Consider the following 19,511-nt stretch of genomic DNA (forward strand, 5'->3'; position numbering starts at 1 on the left):
GTTATTGGACCTCCGCCAGGGAGGCCGGACCGGCGCGCGCAGGCTCGACCGGTCCGCCATTGTCTTGCGGCTTCGCGTCACGCGACGTTGCCTGCATCGCCGTGGTGCCAGCGGTGTCCGTGGGCTCGGCCTTGACCTTGACGTGCATGCCATCGGAGAACTTCGCGACGTTCTGCACGATGACCGCCTCACCGCCCGCAAGCCCCTCCGTCACGAGCCAATCGCGGCCATCGATCGTATCGGCACGCACTTTCGTGTCGCGCACCGTCCCCTGTGCGTCGACCACGCGCACCACGGCGCCATCGACCGTGCGTGTGAGCGCTTCGCGGGGCACGCGCACGATGTTCGGATTCACGGCCCCCTGCAGGCGCACCTGCACGAACGCGCCGGGCAGCAGCACGCCGTCGGGGTTTGGCAGCACGGCGCGCATGGCGATGGTGTCCGTGCCCGGATCGACCGCCAGATCGGTGAAGAGCAGTTTGCCGGGCAACGTGTATTCACGGCCGTCGGGCAGCGTCACGTGTACCGGTGGCGCGGCCGACGCGTCGCCGTGTCGCAGCTTGCCGGCCCGCAGATCTCGCGTCATGGCATACACCTCGGCGGCCGGTTGCGAGAAGTTCACGTAGATCGGATCGATCTGCTCCACGCGCGTGAGCAGCGTGGCGGCGTTCAGGCCGACCATCGCCCCTTCGGTGACTTCGGCACGACGCACACGCCCCGCGATGGGCGCGACGGCGTGCGTATAACCGAGATTGAGTTCCGCCTTGCGCACGTCTGCGCGGGCGGCCAGCACCTCGGCACGCGCGCGCGCTTCGGCCGTGCGGGACTCGGCGTCTTCCCGCGCGCTGATGGCACGCGCCTCGAGCAGGCCACGATATCGCTCAAGCTTGTCACGGGCCGAGTCGTGCTCGGCCTGCGCCTTGGCAAGTGCACCGCGCGCAGCGTCCAGCGCGGCCGACAACGGCTTCGGGTCGATGCGGAACAGCACGTCGCCCTTGGCGACGGTCTGGCCTTCCTGATATCGGCGCTCGATGACGACGCCGGCTGCGCGCGCGCGCACGTCGGCGCTGCGATAGGCGGCCAGGCGCCCCGGCTGCTGGGTCGTGAGGGTCTGCGCACGGCGCTCGACGGTGCGCACGACCGCCTCCGGCGTCGCCTCGGCGTCGTCCTTCGGGTCTCGGTCGGCGCAGGCGGCGAGGGCGAGAACGCTGGCAATCAGGCTGGCTGACACACTGGTTAGCCGTCCGAAGCGAGTTCGGCAATTGATTTTCGATGACATGTAAGCACGTTGGATTGACGACATCCGGTCGGGGTGTCGAGACCGCGTTCAGCACGCGGCGTCGACCCATGGCTGAGCCAGGGATGGGGAACCGGGGGCCCGCATCTCTCCAGGGGCGCCGTGGGTAGCAGGTGCGCGTTGCGCCAGGGGGTCGGTGCCCGAGACCACCGGACCGGGAAATCCGGTCGTCTGCCGCCTCGCCGATATTGGCGATTCAGTCTGGCGTCCTACCTTGGAGAAGTGCGATTCTGCCGCGAAACTTCTGTTAGAAAAAGTTGGAACCTATCGATAAAATGGATGAATGAACTGGACAATAGAACAATTGCGCTACTTTGTGGCGGCAGCGGAGGAAGGATCGATATCCGCTGCTGCCCGAAGACTCGGCAAAGCCCAGTCGGCGTTGAGTACGGCGATTTCGCTGCTCGAAGCCGATTTGGGATTTGAACTATTCGATCGGAGCCGTCGCAACGCGAGACTCACCGCCCAGGGCGAGGTGATGTTGCTCGAGGCCAAGGAGTTGTTGCGCCAGGCCGAGGGCTTGAACCATCGCGCGAATGCGCTGGCGTTCGGCGAGCAGCCGCGGTTGTCGCTGGCGATCGACGAAGCGTTGCCGTATCAGGCGGTGAGCGAACTGGTGCGCGATCTGGCGTACCAGTTCGCGTATCTGGAGCTGACGTTGCTCAACGGCACGTCGACCGAGGTGGCCGAGTATGTGGAGAACCAGCGCGCGGACATCGGCTTTCACGTGGATCGCGGCGCGATCTCATCGGCGCTCGGGCATAAATATGTGGGGTCGGCCGTGCAGGGGGTGTTCGTCGCTGGCGACCATCCGCTCGCCTACCGCGACCAGGTCACGCGCAGCGATCTGGCGAAATACCGGCAGATTCTGCTGCAAATGGAAGATTTCACACCGTGGCAACTGAGCCCGTCGATCTGGCGGGCAGACAGTTCATATGTGATCGCCGGCATGGTGGTCGATAAACTCGGCTGGGCCGTGCTGCCCATCGATATTGCGGAGTACGAGGATCTTCACGAACTGCGCTGCGACGATCTCGGCCTGCCGCAATTGCCGGTGCGCATGCTCTGGCGTTTTGGCCGAGCGCCCAACGACGTCATGCAATGGTGCGACGCCCGGTTTGCCGAACTGTTGCGCTCGAGTTCAGAGGCGATTTAAGCGCGCTTTTGCGTGACGTCGGACTTGAAGCTTACTGCGTTGACGGCGTGGCGAATGGTCACCCGTTTCGCGCGGAAGGGCGATGGTGCCGGTCGTTCCCGACGGCCGGCATGTCGAGCCCGTCCGGGGCGAACCGCCTACCGGGACGACGCGCGATGCCGGGCGAGGAAACGATCGAGTTGCCCGGCGAACGATTGGCTGTCGCGCGCGCTGAAGGGGGCCGGGCCGCCAGTCTCGATGCCCGCGTTGCGCAGTTGATCCATCATGTCGCGAACGCTCAGGCGTTCCTCGATGTTTTCACCCGTGAACCAATTCCCGCGCGGATCGAGCGCCATCCCCCCCTTCTCGAGCACCGAAGCGGCAAGCGGGATGTCCGCCGTAATCACGAGATCGCCGGCGACGACAAGCTCGACGATGCGGGCATCCGCTACGTCGAAGCCTGCCGGCACCTGAATCGCCTTGATGAACGGTGACGGCGGCGTGCGCAGGAACTGGTTCGCGACCAGCGTTAGCCGCACCTCCTCGCGTCGCGCAGCCCGGAACAATATCTCCTTGATGGCGAAGGGACAGGCGTCAGCGTCGACGAAAACTTGCATGGGAAGGTCATTCCAGAGGCGTCAAAGGCCTTCCATCATATGCCAATCGCCGGCCTTCCCATGCGCAACGTCGCGTTGGTTGCCACCAGACACGACCTCGGCGCACCTCGCACCTCGCAGCAACGGCCACGGCAGTGGCCGATCGTGTCGTCTGCTACCCGGCCAGGCGCTCGGCGCGGCGCGCCTCGTGCAAAGGCCGCAGTCCAATGATCTCGCGCGCCTCGCTCGGCGTCGCCGGCTCGTACCCCATCTCGCGTACCAGGCGAACCAGCCGCTCGACCAGTTGCACGTTGGTGGCCAACTCCCCGTGTCGGTAATACAGGTTGTCTTCGAGTCCCACGCGCACGTGCCCGCCCAGCAACAGCGAGTTCATTGCGGCGGGCAACTGCGCCGCGCCGATCGCGCTGACGTTGAAGACGGTATTGCGCGGCAGATGGTCGACCATCGTCTGCAACAGGCGAGGCGTGTAGGGCAAGGCCCCCTGGAACGCATTCGCGCCAATGACGATATTGATGAAGTGCGGCGCGTCGTCGAGGCCGTCGTTGATCGCGCGCTGTACGTCCTGAACGATGTCGGCCAGACCGAACACTTCCCACTCGGGCTTGATGCCCCGGTCCTTCATCATCGTCGCGATCTGCCGGATGCGCGACGGTGGCGTCGCCACCAGGATCTCCTTGCCGGCGAAGCTGGCGATCACGGTCTGGGCGTCGAGCGTGCACATCTCGACGCCGTCCCCCTGCATTCCCTTGAGCCGTTCTTCCCACTGGATTTCCCACAGGCCGTTGTCAAGCTCACGCACCATGTCGCCGTTGATGCCGCCGCCGGTCGAGTTGTTGAGAATGATGTCGCACTTGTCGCGAATCAGTCGATTGATACGGCTATAGATGGCCGGATCACAGGTGGCCTCGTCGTCGGGACGTCGCGCATGCACGGCGACGACACTGGCGCCCGCGTTGTAGCACCGGTAAGTGTCGTCGGCAATCTCCTGCGGCTGTGTCGGCAGGTGCGGATTCATGCTCTTGCTGGCCATGCCGCCCGTCGGGGCAACGGTCACGATGACTTTGGGCTTGCTCATGAGGTCTTCTCCAGAGAAGAGAGTGTGCTAAACGAATCGAAGGGCGGTGGCTGTTGGCGATTACGCGCCCGCGCCGTCGCCGGGCCCCACTCGGAGCGCGCGCCTGGGCAGCCCCAGCAGGATCGTGATTCCGCCGCCGATGACGAGGGCCGTCAAGGCCAGGAGTCCCATCTGAAGGCTGCCGGTCGCGCCCTTGATTGCGCCGATCAGCGTCGGGCTGACGAAGCCGCCGAGGATGCCCAGTGAGCTGATCACGGCGATGCCGGCCGCCGCGGCGTTCCGGTCGAGATAGGTCGGGGGAATCGACCAGAACAGCGAGCCGCCGCCAAAGATGAAGAACGACGCCGCGCAAAGCAGGGCCATGACCGGCACCACCGCCGTACCAAGGAAAGAGGTTGACGCCAGCGCCACGGCACCGAGCACCAGCGTGCCCCCCACATGCCAGCGACGCTCCTTGAAACGGTCCGAACTACGGCTGATGACGAGCACGCCGAGCGCGCCGAAGCCATACGGCACGGCCGTGTACCAACCGATCGTGGCGATCGGTGCGATGCCCAGCCCCTTGATCATGGTCGGCAGCCAGAACGTGAGCGTGTAGACGGCGCACGCGCAGCAGAAGTAGATGAAGGCAAGCACGTAGGTCTTCGGGTCCGAGAGCGCCGCCGCGAGCCGGCCACGATGTCCGGCCTTCGTCTCGCCCGGGTGATCGGCGTCCAGGATCGACTGCACCCGCGCCTTTTCGGCGTCGGTAAGCCAGGGGGCGCGCGCGGGCCGATCCGGCAGCATGCGATACAGCACGTACCCCAGCACAACCGTCGGCAAGCCTTCGACGAGGAACAGCCATTGCCACCCGTGCATGCCGCCCAGCCCTTCCATACCGCTCATGATGGCGCCGGACAGCGGGCCGCCCAGCACGCCCGTGATCGGCATGCCGAAGAGGAACAAGCCCGTTACACGGCCGCGGCGCTGGCTCGGATACCAGTACGTCAGATACAGGATGATGCCGGGGAAGAAGCCGGCTTCGAAGATGCCGAGCAGTAGGCGGATGCCATAGAATTGCCACGGCGTCGAGACGAACGCGGTCGCCGCGGAGGTCAGGCCCCACAGCACCATGATCCGCAAAAAGGTGAGCCGCGCGCCAATCTTCTCCAGCAGCAGATTGCTGGGGACTTCGAACAGCAGGTAGGTCACGAAGAAGATGCCCGCGCCGAATCCATAAGCCGCGTCGGAGAACGCCAGGTCGTGCTTCATCTGCAACTGCGCGTAGCCGATGTTGATACGGTCGAGGAATGCGCAGATGTAGGCGATCAGGATGATCGGCATCACCCGCCAACTGATTTTTCGAAAGACGGCGTCTTCCGCGATGTAGCCCGACGATGTCTCGACGGGCGCGACTGCGGGGGGCAGCGAACTGGCGCGATTCATTGCGTGTCTCCTTGTCTTGTATGACACGCATTATTTCGGGCGGCCGCTCACAGGACTGTCGATGGCGCGACAGTTGCGGTCAGCGTAAACACCAAGTCATGCGGAAGCGCGATGCCCCCGGCGGCGCGCGAAGCGATGACGATGTTATCGGACCAGGGCGAGTAGCCCGGGCAAGTCCAGCACGACGATGCCACCGTACTCGGTGCGCACGAGGCCCGCGTTCTTGAAGCGGGTCATCGCCTTGTTGCACGTTTGCCGCGACACGGCCGCCAGGTTGGCCAGTTCCTCCTGGGAGAGCAGCAGATGCCCTTCCCCACCCGGGTTGGACAACGGTTGCACCATGCCCACCAGCGCCCTGGCCACAAGACTGTCAGTGTCGAGCAGGCCGTGTGCGGCGACGGCCCCCATGAACCAGTGCAGGCGCTCGTTGACCCGCAGCAGCAAAAATTCGTTGAACGACGGCTCGTGCTCGCGAAGCCAATCGAACGTCGCGCGGGGGATCTGCGCGACGCGGCTGTCGCGCAACGCGATGAGATCCGACTCACGCGGGGCGTTGCGAATCAGCGTGCCTTCTCCGAACCAACTGCCGACCGATTGACCGCCAAGCGTTACCGTTTGTCCGCCGCGGGCGGTGATCGACCACTTGATCAGCCCTTCGAGCATGCCGAACCAGGCGTATTGCCGCTCGCCATGGTGCCCGAGCGCCTGCCCCGCCGCCACGGCGCGCTCCGACGCCGCTGCGCGCACGCGGGCCTTCGCGGGTTCCGCCAGCCGGACGAACCACGGCGACCGATCGAGCAGTTCGTGGAGCGTGAGCGACACCGTGGCTGTCCGCTTCTGCCGCGTCATTGCCGCCCCCCGGTGACGCGCCCACTGCGCTTGACGCGAAGTGTCGCCCCACCGACAGTGTCGCGCGGCCAATACACGCACAATGGCTGAACTGGAAGCTCTAGCATGGACTCATGAATCAAGAAACCGTCTATCGTATCGACGTGCAATTCGGTGATTGCGACCCGGCCGGCATCGTCTTCTTTCCGAACTTCTCCCGATGGATGGACGCTGCCTCGCACGACTATTTCATCCAGCGCGGCCTGCCGCCGTGGCGGGAGATGCCAATGCTACCTCATTGCGTCGGCGCGCCGCTGCTGGAGATCCATACGCGTTTCCACACCTCGGCCACCTACGGCGAACGCCTGACGGCATACACGTGCATTGACGAATGGAAAGGTAAGGTTTTTATTCAACGCCATCGCATCATGCGCGGCGATACGCTGATTTGCGAGGGTCGCGAGACGCGTGCATTGTGTGTCAAGCAGTCCGACGGACGGCTGAAGGCCGTCGTCGTCCCTGAATTTATCCGCGCTGCGTGCGACGGCGCGGCGAGTCTTGCCCCATCCGAAAGGAGCCTTTCATGACGACACAAAAAGCCCTGCGTGTACTGGTGACAGCCGGCGCCGGGGGGATCGGGCGCGCCATCACGGAAGCCTTCGTTTCGGCGGGCGCGAATGTCTTCGTCTGCGACATCGACGAAGCGGGTCTGCAACAGATGCAGGCACAATTGCCGCGCGTGACGACATCGGTGTGCGACATCGCCGATCGCGCGGCCGCGTCGCGCATGGTGGCGGACGCCGCCTCCGCGCTGGGTGGACTGGACGTGCTGATCAACAACGCGGGCATTGCGGGGCCGACGGCGAGTGTCGCCGACGTGGATCCGGATGCCTGGGACGCGGTAATGCGCCTGAACCTCACCGGCACATTCACGGTGACGCAACAAGCGATCCCACACCTGAAGCAATCGGGCTCGGGCGTCATTCTGATCATGTCGTCGCTGGCCGGCCGCTTTGGCTATCCGAACCGAAGTCCTTACGCGACGACCAAATGGGGGCTCATCGGCTTCACCAAAACGTTGTCGCGCGAGCTGGGCGAATTCGGCGTTCGCGTCAACGCGATCCTGCCAGGCGCGGTGGACGGTCCCCGTATTCAGCAGGTGCTGACGGGACGGGCCTCAGCCAGCGGCCGCTCCTTCGAACAGGAAACGGCCGCCGCGCTCGCCAATCAGTCGATCAAGCATTTCGTCGATCCGGCAGACATCGCGGCGCTGGCCGTCTTCCTGGCCTCCGACGCCGGACGTTCCATTTCGGGGCAAATGATCCCGATCGATGGAGATTCGCAAAGCGCTTCCTGAGGGAGCGCTGCGCGTGCTGCCCACGCAGGGCTGCAACCTCCGCCTCATCGACCATTGCGACATCAATCTCCCCGAGCGCATTGCCGGAAGCCGTTTCAAGTACCGCGCTCATGTGCACCCAGGCAAGGCGGATCTCGCAGCGTCCGGCATCAGCCCGTATCGCCGCCGGCGACCGGCAACACGGTACCGGTGATGTATCCGGCGTCGTCGGAGGCCAGGAAAAGAATGGGGGCGACTTGTTCGTCGAGGGTGCCGTAACGCTTGAAGAACGTCGATTCGGTCACCTGTGCAACCGCCTCGTTCATCCAGGCGACCTCTTGTTCGCTGTCGCCCGCAGCGTTGCGCGCGATCCTGCGCGGCGGCGCCGTGGTGCCCCCCGGCGCCGTCGCCGCGACGCGGATATTGTGTTCGGCGTACTCCATCGCCAGCGATTGCGTGATGGCGTTCACCCCGCCTTTCGCGGCGGAATATGGCACGCGGCGAATGCCTCGCGTCGCATTCGAGGAGACGTTGACGATCGTGCCGCCGCCGCGCTTGAGCAGGTACGGCAGCACCGCGTGGCAGGTATAGAGCGTTGGCATCAGCGAACGACGAATCTCCGCGTCGATCTGCGCCGGCTCGAACTCGGCGAACGGCCGCATGCGAATCGCCCCGCCCACGCCGTTGACCAGGATGTCGATGCCGCCGAAGCGTTCGCTGGCGAACGCCATGGCGGCGGCAGCGCCCTCGTACGTTTCGAGATCGGCGATGAATCCGGCCGACTCGCCGGCCGACTCGGCCGCAACCTCGGCGACGAAGTCGGCACGATCCACGAAGACCACACGCGCCCCTTCGGCCGCCGCACGCAGCGCAACGCCGCGACCGATGCCTTGCGCCGCACCGGTCACGACCATGACCTTGCCGGCAAATCGTTGCGTCGTCATGCGTCCACCGTTACCGCGTTGGGCGTGAATTTCTCGTAATGGAAACTGTTGGGTTTCACGCCGTTGTCGTCAAAGTATTTGCGCACGGCGTCGACCATCGGCGGCGGCCCGCACAAATACACGTCGACGTCGCCGTCGTTGAGCGCATCCGCCGGGATATGTTGCGTCACCCAGCCCGTGCGCGGATGCTTCGATTCGGCGTCCGCCACCACCGTGGCATAGGTAAAATTCGGCAGCTTGGCCGTGTAAGCCCCGATCGCCTCGACCTGGACCAGATCGAGATCGCGCGTCACGCCGTAGATCAGATGCACACGCTGCTGCGACTGCGCGCGCGCGAGGACTTCGAGCATCGACAGGAAGGGGGCCAGCCCCGTGCCGCCCGCGAGGAACAGCAATGGGCGCTCGACCGCGCGCAGGTAGAAGCTGCCGAGCGGGCCGGTCATCTCGACCGGATCGCCGGGTTGTGCGCCATCGATCCACGAACTCATGACCCCGCCCGGGATCTTCTTGATGAGAAAGCCGATACGCGATTCTCCCGGGGCGGACGAGAACGAATACGAGCGACGCATACCGCTGCCGGGCACATCGATGTTGACGTACTGGCCAGGCAGGAACACCGGCGCTGCGGCGCCCACATCGAGTTCCAGCACGACCGCGGCGTCGTTATGCGCCTCGACCCTGGTGACGACCGCGGCAAATCGACTCTGCTCGGTCTTGCATGCGGTGGACGAGGCCGGCACCGCAATCACGCAATCGCTCTGCGGCACCATCTGGCAGGTCAGGACCAGGCCGCGGTCCTTCTCGTCTGCGCTCAAGGCGTCTTCGATGTAATCGTCGCCCAAGTCGTAACGGCCGCTCTCGGCGCGGCACTTGCACGTACCGCAGACACCGTCGGAGCAGTCCATCGGCAAATTGATCTTGGCGCGAAAGGCCGCGTCGAGCACTTTCTCGCCGGCCTTGCATTCAACGAAGCGGGTCACCCCGTCTTCGAAATTGAGCGCTACGTTGTAGCTGGACATATAGCCTCCTCGACTTCCAGTCCTGATGCGATAGACGACGTCAAACGTGATAGACGTCGAGTACCTGGCGGATATAGTCGTTCTTCAAAACGATCTTCTTGCTGGCGATCAACAGCGCGTCGCCGGTCTTGCGCAGCGTGACGAACATCGTGCCGAAGTATTGATCGGTCACCTTGTAGCGATGGCTTAGCGTGTTGAAGTTGTAGCGCACGTCAACTTCGTCGTCGCGCTGGGCCAGCACTTCCACATTCGCGACGGTGTGCGCGGTGCGGGGCTCAGGCATCGAGGCACTGCTGCGCTCGGTCTTGATGCGGAACACGCGATCCTCCAGCCCCCCGCGGTCCGGGTAGTACATCAGCGAGATCTGGGTCTGGGGGTCGTCGGTCAGGCGATCGTCGTCGTCCCATGCCGGCATCCAGTACGTGACGTCGGTGGCGTAGCACGCCAGCCACTCGTCCCACTGACGGTCGTCGACCAGACGAGCTTCGCGATACAGCGTGGCGCAAATCGTTGCGTAATCGAAGTTCATGCCATGGCCTCCGCCTGGTCTTTCTTCAGGGCGTCGCGCATGACCTCGACCCAGTATTCGTGCTGGCAGACGAACAACCCTTCGTCTTCGCTGCGTTCGCCGGACAGGCGCGGTGTCAGGCCCATCTTTCGCGCGTTGTCGTCCGGCCCGTCAATCCAAAGCGGCGCGCCGCGCGACAGGTCGTTCCACAGCGCCGTGGTGCCGGCATAACCGGCCTGGCAGGCACGGAATTCTTCGAGATCGTCCGCCGTGCCCATGCCCGTGACGTTGAAGAAATCCTCGTACTGGCGGATGCGGTGGGCGCGCACTTCGGCGCTTTCCCCCTTCGGGGCGAAGCAGAAAATCGAGACTTCCGTCTTGTCGACGCTGATCGGACGCACGACACGAATCTGCGTGCTGAACTGATCCATCAGGAACACGTTCGGGTAAAGGCAGAGGTTGCGGGTCTGGTTGACGATGAAATCGGCCTTGACATCGCCCACGCGCGCCTTGATTTCGTCGCGGTGCTCATAGACTGGGCGAACCTCCGGGTTCATCGTGTTGGTCCACAACAGGATGTGACCATGATCGAAGCCGTAGACGCCTGCCACCGATTTGCTCCAGCTGTTGGCGTCGACGGCCTTCGTGCCCTCGACCTTGCGCCGGCCCATGGTCGCGGCGTAGTTCCAGTGAACGGTGCTGACGTGATAGCCGTCGCAGCCGTTTTCCATCTGCATCTTCCAGTTGCCGTCATAGACGTACGAGGAATTGCCGCGCACGACTTCCAGCCCGTCCGGCGCCTGGTCGACGATTTGGTCGATGATCACGCGGGTCTCGCCGAGGTAGTCCGCGAGTGCCATCGAATCGGGATTGAGGCTGCCGAACAGAAAGCCGCGATAGCTCTCGAAGCGCGCGACCTTGCGCAGGTCATGCGAGCCGTGCGTATTGAATTGCACCGGGTACTGCGTGGTCTTCTCCTCCTTCACCTTGAGCAACTTGCCGGTGTTGGAAAACGTCCAGCCGTGGAACGGGCATGTGAAGCTGCCCTTGTTGCCGTGCTTGCGACGACACAGCATGGCCCCCTTGTGCGCGCAGGCATTGATGACCGCGTGCAGCTCACCGTTCTTGTCGCGCGTGACAACCACGGGCTGACGGCCGATCCACGTCGTGTAGTAGTCGTTGTTGTTCGGGATCTGGCTTTCATGCGCCAGATAGACCCAGTTGCTCTCGAAGATGTGCTTCATCTCGAGGTCGAACAACGCGGCGTTGGTAAAGATGTCGCGACGGCAGCGGAATACGCCGGCCTGCTTGTCGTCCTGGACGGCCGTATCAAGCAACGTGTCCAGCTGCGAATGAGTTTGGGTGATGGAGGACATGGGGGCTCTCCCCGCGCGCACTCCCGCCAGGGAGCCTTCGCGTCGGTATCAAAGAAAGAACGATGAGAGAGGCGGCGGCGCGCTGGCGCCGCCGCCGTGGCGGGCGGTTATGCCGCAGCCGAGACGCGCGGGCGATTGACGACCTGGTTGTCCTTGCCTTGCGTGAGCGGGATCAACTGGATATCGAATTCGATTGCCTTGTACTCATCCGCTTTCAGGCCGAGGCTGGCGCCGCCGGTCTTCTCGACCACGTGTGGGATCAGGTCCTCGCGCGTGGCATAGGCGAAGTCGTCCCAGATCAGCGGATCGCCCTCGATGTTGATCTGCGTCGTGAGCTTGCGATGCTGCTCGCTGGTCACGAAGAAGTGCACGTGCGCCGGACGGTTGCCGTGCCGGGCCAACGCGTCGAGCAACTGCTGCGTGGCGCCTTGCGGCGGGCAACCGTAGCCCACCGGCATCAGCGTGCGGAATTCGTACTTGCCTTGCGCATCGGTACGCACGGCACCGCGCAAATTGAACGGCGATTGCGCGCCGGTCGGGTCGAAGTGCGAATAGAAGCCCTTCGAGTTGGCATGCCAGCACTCGATAACGGCGCCCGCCACCGGCTGTCCGTCAGGGCCGGTCACCGTGCCGTGAATCACCAGCGGGCCCGCGTCGGCATCCGCATCGAGGTCGATCTTCGACACGCCGTCGCGCAGCGGCGCACCGGCGACGTAGAGCGGGCCTTCGATCGTGCGCGGCGTGCCGCCTTCAATCTCGGCGGCCCGGTCTTCGGCGTCCATGCGCACGTCGAGATACTTCTCCAGGCCGAGGCCGGCGGCCAGCAGCGCCGCCTCGCCGTCCTGGCCCAGTTTGTTGAAATAGTTGACGCCGGCCCAGATCTCATCCGGCGTGATGGCGAGGTCGTCGATCGCCTTGAAGAGATCGCTCAGCAAGCGATGGACGATTTGCTTGGCGCGCGCATCGCCAGCCGGGCTTCCGAGATTGGCAGCGGCGCTTAACAGCGCTTGCACTTCGCTCGTGTCGAATACTTTCACGCTCATGTCTTCTCCTACCTCTATGCGAATTTCGCTGGGGTTAACCCTCGCACCAAGCATTCATCGTCCATACGCGATAGGTATAATCGAGCACTGATGCAGAGCATGAAGTCAGGATAATGACGGCGTATAACACCGTCCAACACTGATTTAGTATCGGCGCGATATCTGAAAGGTATGAAATGAATATTGAGTTGCGTCATATGCGCTACTTCGTGGCGGTTGCCGAAGAACGCAACTTCACGCGTGCCGCCGCACGGCTGCACATCGCGCAGCCGCCGCTCAGTCGCCAGATCCAGCAACTCGAGGCGCTGCTCGGCGTTCAACTGTTCGAGCGCGACTCGCGTCCGCTCAAGCTGACCGACACCGGGCGCTTCTTCTATTCGCACGCGGTGCAGTTGCTCGCGCAGACCTCCGAACTCGAATCGATGACGCGGCGCGTGGGCAAGATCGATCGCAGCCTCTCCGTCGGTTTTGTCGGCTCGACGCTCTACGGCATGCTGCCGAAGATCATCCGGCGTTTTCGCGAAGAGAACAGCACGGTCGCGTTGAGTCTGCACGAGATGTCGACGATGGATCAGATCCAGGCCCTCAAGGAAGGCCGCATCGATGTCGGCTTCGGCCGCATTCGTCACGAAGATCCGAGCATTCGTCGGGTGGTGTTGCGCGAGGAACGCATGATCGTCGCGCTGCCGCTCGGTCACCCATTGATCGACAGCAAACCCGTGCTATCGCTGCACGACCTCGTGCCCGAGACGCTGATCATCTTTCCCCAGGCGCCTCGTCCAAGCTTTGCCGATCAGGTACTCGCGGTCTTCCATGATCGCGCACTCAAGCCCGAGCATGTCTACGAGACGCGGGAACTGCAGATTGCCCTCGGGCTGGTCGCCGCCGGCGAAGGCATCGCGCTCGTGCCGCGCAGCGTCAATGGCCTCAAGCGCGACGATGTCGCCTATAAGGAGCTCGACGATCCCAACCTCGTGTCGCCGATCATCCTGAGCATGCGCTTGCTCGACGAGTCGCCGGATATTCGCGCCATGCTCGAGTTGATCTACGACCTTTACATCGAGGGAAACATGGAACATCTCCCCCCTTCGGACCTCGGCACACCCTAGACGACGCCATACCCGGCAGGTATTGAACGAGACGCCATCGGTCTTGGACACGCACGTAATGCGGCTCGCATACTGTGAATCACTGTCCAACTGTATCTCCCGGGTATGAAACCAACCGTCAGCTCCATCGAGGCCATTCTGGTCGACCTGCCGACGATTCGCGCGCATCAGCTCGCGATGACGACGATGCAGAAGCAAACGCTGGTGATCGTCAAGCTGCGTTGCAGCGACGGCATCGAAGGCATTGGCGAGGCCACCACCATCGGTGGGCTGTCCTACGGCGAGGAAAGCCCGGAGGGCATCAAGCTCGCGATCGACACGTATCTCGCCCCCGCCTTGAGCGAGGTCGACGCGACCAATGTGCACGCGGCCATGGTGCGCCTGGACAAAGTGGCCCGCGGCAATCGCTTCGCCAAGTGCGCGCTGGAGACGGCCCTGCTCGATGCGCAGGCGAAGCGTCTTGGCGTGCCGCTCGTCACACTCCTCGGTGGCGCGGTGCGCGAGACGCTCCCGACACTGTGGACGCTCGCCAGTGGCGATACCGCACGCGACATCGACGAAGCCGAGCGCCTGCTGGCCGAGCGTCGTCACAACACCTTCAAGCTCAAGATCGGGCGGCGCGCGGTGAGCGACGACGTGGCCCACGTGGCCGCGATCAAGCGCGCCCTCGGCGACCGCGCGCGCGTCACGGTGGACGTCAACCAGGCATGGAACGAAGCGGAGGCCGCCACGGGCATTGCCGCGCTCGAAGCCGCCGGCGTCGACCTGATCGAGCAGCCGATTCCGCGCGACCAGCGCGCCGGCCTGGCACGCCTGGCTGCACGCTTTGTCGTGCCGATCATGGCCGACGAGGCCATTCTTGGTGCGGAGGATGCCGTTGAACTCGTGCGAGGCGGTTGTGCCGACGTGTTCGCGTTGAAGATCGCCAAGGCCGGCGGCCTTTACGGCACGCTGCGTGCCGCCGCCGTGGGTGACGCCGCAGGTGTCGCGCTCTATGGCGGCACGATGCTCGAGGGCACGATCGGCTCGATCGCGGCGGCGCATTGCTTCTGCACGCTTCGTCAACTCGCCTGGGGAACCGAACTGTTCGGTCCGCTGTTGCTCAAGGACGATATCGTCGTCGAGCGGCCGACCTACCGCGAGTTCGCCCTGCATCTGCCCACGGGCGTGGGCCTGGGCGTCACGATCGACGAAGACAAGCTCGCCCACTACCGTCGCGACGCGCAGCGCGTCGTCATCGGCGCGCGATAAGTCGGGTTCCGCGAGCGACCTGCGCACCGCGGGCCGTCAGGTTTTGCGCCGAACGACACGGGTGCGCGCCAACCGATTCCCATCCAAACCCTACGGCGCATCGAATGGCGGCACGCGCCTGCCGTCATTCTCGCCGCCCTGAGAGAGACACCGTATGTCCGCCATCCTCGACACGGCAACCGAAACGCCTGGCGACACGCATATCGAAACGAGAAACGGCCGCTTTCGCGTCGCGATTTCCGGCCCGGCCTCGGCGCCGGTGCTGGTGTTGAGCAACTCACTCGGCACGACACTGGAAATGTGGGACGCGCAGGTGCCGGGTCTGGCGCGCGACTTCCGTGTCGTGCGATATGACACGAGAGGGCATGGCGGCAGCGTTGTCACGCAGGGACCTTATACGTTTGACCAGTTGGGCGATGACGTCGTGGCGCTGCTCGACGCGCTGGACGTGCCGCGCGCGAGCTTCTGCGGCGTGTCGATGGGCGGACATACGGGCTTGTGGCTGGGTCTGCACGCAGCGGCGCGCTTCAACGCGATTGCCGTGTGCAACAGCGCAGCCAGGATCGGCACGACCGAGGGGTGGACAACCCGCGCCACGCAAGTCCGTGCGCACGGGAAGGCCGCGATGGCGGCGTTGGCGGCGTCCTCGCCGTCGCGCTGGTTTACCGAGGACTTCATCGCTCGCGAGCCGGCGCGCGTGGCGCTCGCGCAGGCCGGGGTTGCGGCGCTTGCGCCGGAAGGCTACGCGTCGTGCTGCGACGCCCTGGCGAGCTCGGACCTCAGGGACAAGATCGCCGCCATCGAGGTGCCGACGCTGCTGATCGCCGGCGAGTTCGACCCGGTGACGACGGTGGCCGATGCACAAGCCATGCAACGCGCCATCGCCGGATCGACGGTGGTGTCGGTGCCGGCCTCGCATCTGTCGAACATCGAGGCGCCGGTGCAGTTTGAAGCTGCGCTGAGTGAGTTCCTTGCCAAGTCGCTCGCCTGACGCAAGGCACACCAGCGGTCACACCGACGTTGGCGCGGACCGTCGAAAACGACAAGGCGGCCGCCAGCGCCGACAGGCCCCGTCATAACACCCAGAGGCACACGTCATGACAAGAATCACGGTCATCGTGGCGTGGCCCCACGTGTAACTGTCAAGGGCGCTACGCCCGCGTTTCAAGGAGAGTGAAATGCTGTACCTGGTTCATATGGTCGTTCGGATTCCCGACACGGTGCCGGCTGAAGAGGCTGCGCGCATCAAGGCGGAAGAAAAAGCGTATTCGCAATCGCTGCAACGCTCTGGAAAGTGGCCCAGCATCTGGCGCGTGGTCGGGGAGTATGCCAACTACAGCGTCTTCGACGTCGAGAGCAACGACGAACTGCATACCTTGCTGAGCCAGTTGCCCTTATTCCCGTACATGGACATCTCGGTGACACCGCTGGCGCGCCATCCGTCGGCGATTTGAGTTCTGGGTGGGGGCAGCGCGCCTGTCCCCGCCTTCGAACACGCCAGGGGAAATCCCGGCACTAGGCGCGTTCCCCCAGGACCGTGGCTCGCGTGAACGCCTCGATATTGTCCAACAGCGCGTCGAGTGCGTCGCCGGCGTGCTTCACTTCACCCGCGGCGATCGCTTCAGCGACTTCGGCATGCAGACGTGCCATCGTGGGCAGATCGGCCGCTTCCTTGTAGTGGTAGTACCAGAACCGGCGCGCCAGTCCGTGCAACAACCGCATCGCGCCCTCGGCGAACTCGTTGCGCGCAGCCACCAGACACAATTCGTTGAATTCGCGGTCGGCGCGGACGAACTCCACATCCTTCCCGCTGCGGGCCGAACTCTTGAATTCCTTTGCCAGACGCGTGAAATGCGCGCGTTGTTCGGCAGTGGCTTTCCTTGCAGCACTTCTCGCAATCAAGCGCTCCACCTCACGTCGCGTCTCCAGCAGGCGCAGTTGCTTGGCGACGTCCATCGGCGGGATGAGTAACCCGCGTTGCGGCAACACCACGATCAAGTGCTCACGGGCCAGTCGCTGGACGGCTTCCCGGATCGGCGTTCGGCCAAAGCCTGTCATCTCGCTCAGATGCAGCTCCGACAAGGTCGAACCCGGCGCGAGCCGCAACGTCACGATCGCCTCTTCAATCCACTCGTAAGCCATGTCGACCATGCGACCTCGCGGAATGGACTCCCGCGCGTCGTCCGGTATGTTGGTTGCTGGCTTCCCCGTGCGTTGTGTCGCTTTTTTTGTCGCCATTTGGTCAGTGCGTCAGAGCAAATATTAATTGTATATCACCTGCTCTCAACGCTCCGACGGCGCAAAGCGCTCAGCGCGCCCTTTCCCCATCCCCGCGTTTTCCCTCAGTACCGACAACTTGTTTTAACAATCTGACATGCTATTATTAACCAACTAATATATTACTCATAAAGGGGTACGCGATGGATATTCGCCGGATAGGAAAGCCCGATGGCTTCCCGGTTGTCGCCCTGCACGGAATTCAAGGCACGAGTGACGCCTGGATCCCGGTCGCCACGGCATTGGGAGACGCATTCCGCTTTGTCTTGCCCAACATGCCGGGTCGCGGCGACGCCGAGTCCCCAAGCGATCCGGGGGCATATGGCATCGACAATTTCGCGCGGATTGCCAGCGTGTCGATTGAACAGGAGGTCGGCGCTTGCCCCTATGCGCTGGCCGGTTGGAGCATGGGCGTCTCGGTCATCCTCGAATTGATGACGCAGTTGGCGAACGGCACGGCACGTTGCCACCCGCCGGCGGCCATCGTACTGCTGTCCGGCACGGCGCAGTTGAACGAGGTTGCCTGGTTCAGGGCTTCCGACGCCACGGCCCTCCTTGACGAAATCCGGCTCAGACAGATCCGTTTGGGCATGAAGCACGCGGCTGACCCGCTCACGGTTTCATGGACATGGAACGCGATGAAACGGGTTTCCCATCTGCCGAATCTGGCGCACGTGGCCGTGCCCACGCTGATCATCCATGGGAGCGACGACGAAGACTGTCCCATCGATCACGCCCACCGAATGCGCGACGGACTTCGCCACGCGGCGCTGCAGGTGATTCCGGGCGCGCGCCACTCGATCCTGACGCAGAACACACGAGAGGTCTGCGTCGCCATGCGTCGATTTCTAACGCAACACAGCACGGCATCCCGATGCCCGAGCACCCCGGAGAAGACTTCATGAGGCTTGACGATTGCATCCACTTTTGCGCCCCCTCCCGATTGATCATCGAACGTGGCTACCGTCAAAAGCTTCCCCATCTTTTGCAGAGCCTCGGGTATCGGCGGGGATTGCTCGTCACCGATCGCTTCTTTGCCGAGCAAACCCCGTGGGTGACAGACCATGTGACGGCTTGCGAACGCCTTGGCATTCACGTCGATGTCTTTGCCGGCGGTCAGCCTGACCCCACCACCGACCTGTGTGACCGTGCGACGGCGGAACTGCGCGTCACGCTGGATGGCCACCTTCCCGACCACATCGTTTCCCTGGGCGGCGGCAGTAACATCGACCTGGCCAAGGCGCTTTGCGTCACGCTGGTTGCGGGGCGGCCCGTTCGCGATTTCGGTGCCGGCATCACGAGTGATACACCGGTCGTCGACCACATATCGATGCCTACGACGGCCGGCACAGGCTCCGAGCTGACGCCCGGCACGATTCTGTTCGACCCGAACACAGGGATCAAGACTGCCGTGATGGACAACCGGCTTCGCCCGGTCATCGCCGCCGTCGACCCCGAGCTCACCTTCACGTGCCCGCCCAAAGTCACGGCGGAATCCGGCATCGACGCCCTGACGCACGCCCTCGAGTCGTTCGTCACACTCGACTCGAACCGATTCGAGCGCGGGGGCAGCGTCGACCCGGGCTATAGCGGCCGCAGCGGACTGACCATGCTGTTCGCGCGAGAGTCCATCCGTCTTTGCGCGCAGTATCTCCTTCGTTGCTATCAGGACGGCAATGACGTCGAGGCGCGGGTGGGCATGTGCTACGCCAGCGTATACGCGGCGATGTCCTATGGCAGCGCGGGTCTGAACGCGGTACATGGCATTGCCTACGGGGTGGCCGCCCTGACCCACCAATCCCACGGCGCGACGAATGCCGTCGTCTTGCCCTACGTTATCGACGCCCTAAGCGAGTCGCGACACGCCGAACTTCTGGAGGTTGCCCGAATGTTCGGCATTCAGACGACCGACGAAGTCCGCGCGGTGCGCGAGTTGCCGCGCGCATTACGCGACCTGGTCGGCAAGCTCGGCATTCCCACCGATCTCAACGCGTTTGGGATCTCGCGGACGTCCTTACAGGATTTGGTCACCGACTCGCTTAGCGTGACTCGGCTGGCAAAAGCGTTCCCGGTTGGGAATATCGAAGAAAGCTATGCGCACATCATCAATAACGCGTGGCATAGCCGTCTTCAAGACGAGACGACAGAGAGACTCGCGACAGACTGAGCGTTTCAGCCCGGTGCCGTAGCGACGCGAAGATACCACTAGAAATTCTAGCCGCGCATAGCGGCCTCTTTGCGCCTCGATGTCTAACATGTTAGTTGATTATC

20 protein-coding genes are annotated in these 19,511 nt (G+C 63.8%); 9 read left to right on the plus strand and 11 right to left on the minus strand.

Annotated elements, in window-relative coordinates:
- Position 1: 1 nt before the first annotated feature.
- Positions 2-1,279, minus strand: coding sequence for an efflux RND transporter periplasmic adaptor subunit (locus PTE31013_RS04450; RefSeq protein WP_150611643.1), 1,278 nt, complete (start codon positions 1,277-1,279; stop codon positions 2-4).
- A 301-nt stretch (positions 1,280-1,580) separates the two neighbouring features.
- Here PTE31013_RS04450 and PTE31013_RS04455 point away from each other — a divergent pair, with 301 nt between their 5' ends.
- Positions 1,581-2,453, plus strand: a complete 873-nt coding sequence (locus PTE31013_RS04455) for a LysR family transcriptional regulator (RefSeq protein ID WP_174978431.1) — start codon at positions 1,581-1,583, stop codon at positions 2,451-2,453.
- 137 nt (positions 2,454-2,590) lie between these two features.
- Here PTE31013_RS04455 and PTE31013_RS04460 read toward each other — a convergent pair whose 3' ends face one another.
- The 4 genes from PTE31013_RS04460 to PTE31013_RS04475 all read right to left on the minus strand — a co-directional run bounded on the left by PTE31013_RS04460 (position 2,591) and on the right by PTE31013_RS04475 (position 6,398).
- Complete coding sequence (locus tag PTE31013_RS04460; protein ID WP_150611644.1) at positions 2,591-3,049, minus strand: YaiI/YqxD family protein; 459 nt, start codon at positions 3,047-3,049, stop codon at positions 2,591-2,593.
- A gap of 154 nt (positions 3,050-3,203) precedes the next feature.
- Positions 3,204-4,124 carry a beta-keto acid cleavage family enzyme gene (locus PTE31013_RS04465; protein WP_150611645.1) on the minus strand — a complete coding sequence of 307 codons (921 nt, stop codon included), beginning with the start codon at positions 4,122-4,124 and terminating at the stop codon, positions 3,204-3,206.
- Positions 4,125-4,184: 60 nt separating this feature from the next.
- The gene (locus PTE31013_RS04470) at positions 4,185-5,549 is read right to left on the minus strand and encodes an MFS transporter (RefSeq protein WP_150611646.1); all 1,365 of its coding nucleotides are present in this window, start codon (positions 5,547-5,549) and stop codon (positions 4,185-4,187) included.
- A gap of 144 nt (positions 5,550-5,693) precedes the next feature.
- Positions 5,694-6,398, minus strand: a complete 705-nt coding sequence (locus PTE31013_RS04475) for a Crp/Fnr family transcriptional regulator (RefSeq protein ID WP_150611647.1) — start codon at positions 6,396-6,398, stop codon at positions 5,694-5,696.
- A gap of 113 nt (positions 6,399-6,511) precedes the next feature.
- Between PTE31013_RS04475 and PTE31013_RS04480 the strand changes: the two genes are divergently transcribed.
- Positions 6,512-6,964 carry an acyl-CoA thioesterase gene (locus PTE31013_RS04480; protein ID WP_150611648.1) on the plus strand — a complete coding sequence of 151 codons (453 nt, stop codon included), beginning with the start codon at positions 6,512-6,514 and terminating at the stop codon, positions 6,962-6,964.
- The gene (locus PTE31013_RS04485; RefSeq protein WP_150611649.1) at positions 6,961-7,734 is read left to right on the plus strand and encodes an SDR family oxidoreductase; all 774 of its coding nucleotides are present in this window, start codon (positions 6,961-6,963) and stop codon (positions 7,732-7,734) included. Before PTE31013_RS04480 ends, PTE31013_RS04485 begins: the two co-directional genes overlap by 4 nt.
- Before the next feature lie 149 nt (positions 7,735-7,883).
- On the opposite strand, the gene benD is transcribed toward PTE31013_RS04485, so the two are convergent.
- The 5 genes from benD to catA form a co-directional block, all read right to left on the minus strand.
- Complete coding sequence (gene benD / locus PTE31013_RS04490; RefSeq protein ID WP_150611650.1) at positions 7,884-8,657, minus strand: benzoate diol dehydrogenase BenD; 774 nt, start codon at positions 8,655-8,657, stop codon at positions 7,884-7,886.
- Positions 8,654-9,676: a benzoate 1,2-dioxygenase electron transfer component BenC gene (benC, locus tag PTE31013_RS04495; protein WP_150611651.1), complete on the minus strand. Its 1,023-nt coding sequence runs from the start codon at positions 9,674-9,676 to the stop codon at positions 8,654-8,656. Before benC ends, benD begins: the two co-directional genes overlap by 4 nt.
- A 40-nt stretch (positions 9,677-9,716) precedes the next feature.
- Positions 9,717-10,205: a benzoate 1,2-dioxygenase small subunit gene (benB, locus tag PTE31013_RS04500; protein WP_150611652.1), complete on the minus strand. Its 489-nt coding sequence runs from the start codon at positions 10,203-10,205 to the stop codon at positions 9,717-9,719.
- Positions 10,202-11,560, minus strand: coding sequence for a Rieske 2Fe-2S domain-containing protein (locus tag PTE31013_RS04505; protein WP_150611653.1), 1,359 nt, complete (start codon positions 11,558-11,560; stop codon positions 10,202-10,204). Before PTE31013_RS04505 ends, benB begins: the two co-directional genes overlap by 4 nt.
- A 107-nt stretch (positions 11,561-11,667) precedes the next feature.
- Positions 11,668-12,603, minus strand: a complete 936-nt coding sequence (gene catA, locus PTE31013_RS04510; RefSeq protein ID WP_150611654.1) for a catechol 1,2-dioxygenase — start codon at positions 12,601-12,603, stop codon at positions 11,668-11,670.
- A 182-nt stretch (positions 12,604-12,785) separates the two neighbouring features.
- On the opposite strand from catA, the gene PTE31013_RS04515 reads away from it, so the two are divergent.
- The 4 genes from PTE31013_RS04515 to catC all read left to right on the plus strand — a co-directional run bounded on the left by PTE31013_RS04515 (position 12,786) and on the right by catC (position 16,417).
- Entirely contained in the window at positions 12,786-13,712 is a 927-nt protein-coding gene (locus tag PTE31013_RS04515) for a LysR family transcriptional regulator (RefSeq protein ID WP_150612171.1), read from the plus strand.
- Positions 13,713-13,817: 105 nt separating this feature from the next.
- Entirely contained in the window at positions 13,818-14,963 is a 1,146-nt protein-coding gene (locus tag PTE31013_RS04520; protein WP_150611655.1) for a muconate/chloromuconate family cycloisomerase, read from the plus strand.
- Between the two features lie 154 nt (positions 14,964-15,117).
- The gene (pcaD, locus tag PTE31013_RS04525) at positions 15,118-15,954 is read left to right on the plus strand and encodes a 3-oxoadipate enol-lactonase (RefSeq protein ID WP_150611656.1); all 837 of its coding nucleotides are present in this window, start codon (positions 15,118-15,120) and stop codon (positions 15,952-15,954) included.
- A 187-nt stretch (positions 15,955-16,141) separates the two neighbouring features.
- Positions 16,142-16,417 (plus strand): muconolactone Delta-isomerase, encoded by a 276-nt coding sequence (gene catC / locus PTE31013_RS04530; protein WP_150611657.1) that lies wholly within the window; start codon positions 16,142-16,144, stop codon positions 16,415-16,417.
- A gap of 61 nt (positions 16,418-16,478) precedes the next feature.
- Here the strand turns inward: catC and PTE31013_RS04535 are convergent, their stop codons facing one another.
- Positions 16,479-17,201, minus strand: coding sequence for a GntR family transcriptional regulator (locus tag PTE31013_RS04535; protein ID WP_425495535.1), 723 nt, complete (start codon positions 17,199-17,201; stop codon positions 16,479-16,481).
- A 182-nt stretch (positions 17,202-17,383) separates the two neighbouring features.
- Between PTE31013_RS04535 and PTE31013_RS04540 the strand changes: the two genes are divergently transcribed.
- Positions 17,384-18,145 (plus strand): alpha/beta fold hydrolase, encoded by a 762-nt coding sequence (locus tag PTE31013_RS04540; RefSeq protein WP_150611659.1) that lies wholly within the window; start codon positions 17,384-17,386, stop codon positions 18,143-18,145.
- Positions 18,142-19,407 carry an iron-containing alcohol dehydrogenase gene (locus tag PTE31013_RS04545; protein WP_150611660.1) on the plus strand — a complete coding sequence of 422 codons (1,266 nt, stop codon included), beginning with the start codon at positions 18,142-18,144 and terminating at the stop codon, positions 19,405-19,407. Before PTE31013_RS04540 ends, PTE31013_RS04545 begins: the two co-directional genes overlap by 4 nt.
- Positions 19,408-19,511 lie beyond the last annotated feature (104 nt).

Origin of the sequence: Pandoraea terrigena (assembly GCF_902459705.1) — a bacterium.
GTDB lineage: Bacteria > Pseudomonadota > Gammaproteobacteria > Burkholderiales > Burkholderiaceae > Pandoraea > Pandoraea terrigena.

Excerpts from the sequence above, each read along its gene's own strand:
- PTE31013_RS04450 (WP_150611643.1), bottom strand. The coding sequence starts at position 1,279 with ATGTCATCGAAAATCAATTGCCGAACTCGCTTCGGACGGCTAACCAGT.
- PTE31013_RS04455 (WP_174978431.1), top strand. The coding sequence starts at position 1,581 with ATGAACTGGACAATAGAACAATTGCGCTACTTTGTGGCGGCAGCGGAG.
- PTE31013_RS04460 (WP_150611644.1), bottom strand. The coding sequence starts at position 3,049 with ATGCAAGTTTTCGTCGACGCTGACGCCTGTCCCTTCGCCATCAAGGAG.
- PTE31013_RS04465 (WP_150611645.1), bottom strand. The coding sequence starts at position 4,124 with ATGAGCAAGCCCAAAGTCATCGTGACCGTTGCCCCGACGGGCGGCATG.
- PTE31013_RS04470 (WP_150611646.1), bottom strand. The coding sequence starts at position 5,549 with ATGAATCGCGCCAGTTCGCTGCCCCCCGCAGTCGCGCCCGTCGAGACA.
- PTE31013_RS04475 (WP_150611647.1), bottom strand. The coding sequence starts at position 6,398 with ATGACGCGGCAGAAGCGGACAGCCACGGTGTCGCTCACGCTCCACGAA.
- PTE31013_RS04480 (WP_150611648.1), top strand. The coding sequence starts at position 6,512 with ATGAATCAAGAAACCGTCTATCGTATCGACGTGCAATTCGGTGATTGC.
- PTE31013_RS04485 (WP_150611649.1), top strand. The coding sequence starts at position 6,961 with ATGACGACACAAAAAGCCCTGCGTGTACTGGTGACAGCCGGCGCCGGG.
- benD (WP_150611650.1), bottom strand. The coding sequence starts at position 8,657 with ATGACGACGCAACGATTTGCCGGCAAGGTCATGGTCGTGACCGGTGCG.
- benC (WP_150611651.1), bottom strand. The coding sequence starts at position 9,676 with ATGTCCAGCTACAACGTAGCGCTCAATTTCGAAGACGGGGTGACCCGC.
- benB (WP_150611652.1), bottom strand. The coding sequence starts at position 10,205 with ATGAACTTCGATTACGCAACGATTTGCGCCACGCTGTATCGCGAAGCT.
- PTE31013_RS04505 (WP_150611653.1), bottom strand. The coding sequence starts at position 11,560 with ATGTCCTCCATCACCCAAACTCATTCGCAGCTGGACACGTTGCTTGAT.
- catA (WP_150611654.1), bottom strand. The coding sequence starts at position 12,603 with ATGAGCGTGAAAGTATTCGACACGAGCGAAGTGCAAGCGCTGTTAAGC.
- PTE31013_RS04520 (WP_150611655.1), top strand. The coding sequence starts at position 13,818 with ATGAAACCAACCGTCAGCTCCATCGAGGCCATTCTGGTCGACCTGCCG.
- pcaD (WP_150611656.1), top strand. The coding sequence starts at position 15,118 with ATGTCCGCCATCCTCGACACGGCAACCGAAACGCCTGGCGACACGCAT.
- catC (WP_150611657.1), top strand. The coding sequence starts at position 16,142 with ATGCTGTACCTGGTTCATATGGTCGTTCGGATTCCCGACACGGTGCCG.
- PTE31013_RS04535 (WP_425495535.1), bottom strand. The coding sequence starts at position 17,201 with ATGGCGACAAAAAAAGCGACACAACGCACGGGGAAGCCAGCAACCAAC.
- PTE31013_RS04540 (WP_150611659.1), top strand. The coding sequence starts at position 17,384 with ATGGATATTCGCCGGATAGGAAAGCCCGATGGCTTCCCGGTTGTCGCC.
- PTE31013_RS04545 (WP_150611660.1), top strand. The coding sequence starts at position 18,142 with ATGAGGCTTGACGATTGCATCCACTTTTGCGCCCCCTCCCGATTGATC.